Origin of the sequence: Spirosoma fluviale, from assembly GCF_900230225.1 — a bacterium.
GTDB classification, from domain to species: Bacteria; Bacteroidota; Bacteroidia; order Cytophagales; family Spirosomataceae; genus Spirosoma; species Spirosoma fluviale.
This window is the reverse complement of sequence record NZ_OCNH01000014.1, coordinates 1-2620: the sequence shown is the minus strand read 5'-3', so window position 1 is coordinate 2620 and position 2620 is coordinate 1. Positions and strand designations below refer to the sequence as shown.

The 2620-nt window shown below is 33.0% G+C and carries 4 protein-coding genes; all 4 read left to right on the top strand.

The window, feature by feature from the left end:
- The first annotated feature begins 187 nt into the window (after positions 1–187).
- Entirely contained in the window at positions 188–361 is a 174-nt protein-coding gene (locus tag CRO74_RS31795) for a hypothetical protein (protein ID WP_179830353.1), read from the top strand.
- Between the two features lie 402 nt (positions 362–763).
- Positions 764–1675, top strand: a complete 912-nt coding sequence (locus CRO74_RS31105; RefSeq protein ID WP_097132243.1) for a beta-1,6-N-acetylglucosaminyltransferase — start codon at positions 764–766, stop codon at positions 1673–1675.
- A gap of 39 nt (positions 1676–1714) precedes the next feature.
- Complete coding sequence (locus tag CRO74_RS31100) at positions 1715–2098, top strand: glycosyltransferase family protein (protein ID WP_097132241.1); 384 nt, start codon at positions 1715–1717, stop codon at positions 2096–2098.
- A gap of 286 nt (positions 2099–2384) precedes the next feature.
- Positions 2385–2620, top strand: a 236-nt coding sequence (locus tag CRO74_RS31415) for a glycosyltransferase (protein WP_245878038.1), incomplete at its 3' end; no start/stop codon positions are given.

Here is a 2620-nt window from a genome sequence, read left to right as displayed (position 1 = left end):
TTCTGGGATTACACGTTTATACACTATCGTGTAGCCTCTTTCCAAAATCCTGACTACTCATTTGTCGTCAGCTCTTCCTGTGTGCTTACTCATTTGCCACTTATAATAACAATTGGAATGATTATATACTTGCATGTGCACAGAATTTAAATTTATTAGGAATTGACTAGTTAAATAATTTCATTCTATGGATAAAGTATTATCTCCAATATTACTATTTACATACAATCGATTAGGTACTCTTAAGCAAACAGTGTCTAGTTTACAGAAAAATCAATTATCCAGTCAGAGCGACTTATTTGTTTTTTCTGACGCTGCAAAAAGTGAAAAAGATATTGATTCAGTAGGTGAAGTTCGATGATTACACTTCAAATGGCTGGTAAAATAAATTCTTGGGCTATCCGTTGGTGTTAGCACCAATTTTAAAATGATTTGTATACCGTATATCCTGCAACATATAAAGTGGTAAATATCGGACTTGGTAATATTCAGTCAACACATACGCATGAAACGTTCAATAGGTTCAAAACTAGGTGCGTATTTAACTTTAACAATGATGTCAAACTTGAAGCTCTTTAATAAAGTAGTTTGTTTTCCAGTACTCAACTTTTCAGAGAGTTGAATACAAACTTTTTAAATACGACTTTTTATTGGCATAAGTAACTTACTTGTATTATAAAAGTTGTAAATGTATTTTTCTATATGCTGCATTTACACTTTTGTTTTAGGTGAATTTTTATTTCGAAAAAACTAATCATTTAATATGAAGATTGCATACATCATAACAGCTTATAAAGACGAAACACATTTATTTCGTTTAATAAAATCACTTGATAGCAATAGTGATTTTTATGTTCATATTGACAAAAAAGTAGATATTACTCCTTTTGAAATTCTTTTTCAAAATATCGAAAATGTTTTTTTTATTAAATACCGTTATTCAGTTAATTGGGGCAGTTTTAATCAACTTTTATCCCAAATGGAATTATTGAGATGTGTAGTTGACAGTGGGATTGAGTATCATAGAGTTGTTTGTCTAAGTGGTTTGGACTATCCTATATTTTCAAACGCAGTTATTGCAGACACATTATCTTCTAATGATTTTGAGTATATACAGGCAATGAATCTATCCCAGACTATTACTTTATCTCAACATTTAAAAGTTACGTTATATCATTATTTTCGTGATTTTGAAACTAAACATGTACTCTTAAAAAAGATGTTAAGCGGTATATCGAGAAATATTATGAAGTTAACGCCCTTCAGAAAAAAAACTTCTGTATTGATTTCAGATAAATTAGTTGATGTGTATATGGGTTCAGATTATTGGGCTTTAACATTTGATTGTGCAAAGTATGTTTATAGCAAACTTGAGTCTGAAAAAGCATTAATGGCTTATTTTAAATATACATTTGTTCCAAGTGAAATGTGTATACACACAATTATCTTTAATTCCCATTATTCTGAAAAGGCTATTCTTTATGCAGGTTCTAACTATCCAGGTTTGTGTAATTTAACTCCTCTACATTACATAGTTTACGGAAAGTCTATTAAAATATTTACAGACACTGATTTTTCAGAACTAGTAAATAGTGGAAAAATGTTTTTTCGCAAGGCGACGACTGACGCATCCGGTAAACTTCTTGATATGATTGATAAACACCGGAGTCTGTAAGTTAATAGTCTAATTTATGAGTTAAGGCTATTATTATTAATGGAGATTCTTCTACTTCACACGCATTATCAGTTTAATGGTGGCGAGGATGCTGTCTTTAAACAACAATACTTCTTGCTCAGCAAGGGTAATAAAATAGAGTCATTTAGATTGTATAATAGATATGGATGGCTTGGCGCACTTCAATTTTTATTTTCTATATGGAATATTTTGTCAACAAGTAAGCTAAAAAAACGAATTTGTTCATTTAAGTCAGATGTGATTCACATACATAATTGGCAATATGCTATGGGGCCGCTTATTGTTTGTGCAATTCGTAAAATGGGTATTTCTTTTGTGCTTGCCCTTCATAATTATAGACTTCTTTGCCCGTCAGGTTCTCTTATGAATAGAAGTTCAATTTTTGTCGACAGTTTGACCTAAGATTTTCCCTGGAAGGCTTTAAGGAACAGGGTGTTCCGGAATTCCATATTTCAAAGCTTCTGGTTAGCGTTTGTTGTCTGGTTTTATAAAAAAATTGGGATTTGACAATTACGGAGTCGTTATTTAGTAATAAATGACTTTTCAAGGATTTACATCTGTCATCTAAGCTTGGCCTTACGGCTTCTCAATTTCATTAAAGCCTAATTTTGTACAGCGGCCATCCGTTCAGCCCGTCCAGCGGGGTGCTCATTTTTTATATGTTGGCCGGTTAAGTGATGAGAAAGGGGTGAATGTATTGCTGTCAACTTTTCAACTTTTAAACTACTCATTGTTAATCGCCGGTGACGGTCCACTGGTAGAACAGGTTAAAAAGGTGAGTAATGAGTCGGATACGATTACTTACCTGGGCAACTTAGATCGGGAGGAAGTGCAACAGGGGATGCAAACCTGTACAGCCCTACTTTTTCCGTCAATCTGGTATGAAGGTATGCCAATGACCATTCTGGAAGCCTTTTCTCTGGA